A 259-nucleotide genomic window follows, 5' to 3' on the forward strand; every position below is an offset into this window, starting at 1 on the left:
AGCACTGTAACTACTACTACGTCATCAAGTACCTGATACACCAACCTATATCCTGATTGACGTAATTTTATTTTATAAACATTATCGGTACCTAACACTCTATCTGGGGCTACGTGCGGTGTTTTTAACCTCTCTGCTAACTTCTTCTTCAATTGCTGCTGCAAAGTACTACCAAGCTTATTCCATTCTTTTAGGGCGCTTCTTTTAAACTCTAATTTATAGGTCATCCAAATTCACCGAAACGCTTTCTTCACCTTGC

Annotated in this window: 1 protein-coding gene; it reads right to left on the reverse strand. The window is 38.6% G+C overall.

Going from position 1 to position 259, the window contains the following annotated elements:
• A partial coding sequence (locus JV36_RS0115480; protein WP_032096970.1) for a type II toxin-antitoxin system RelE family toxin occupies positions 1–227 on the reverse strand: 227 nt, incomplete at its 3' end.
• Positions 228–259 lie beyond the last annotated feature (32 nt).

Source organism: Alteromonas sp. LOR, from assembly GCF_000753865.1.
Lineage (GTDB): Bacteria > Pseudomonadota > Gammaproteobacteria > Enterobacterales > Alteromonadaceae > Alteromonas.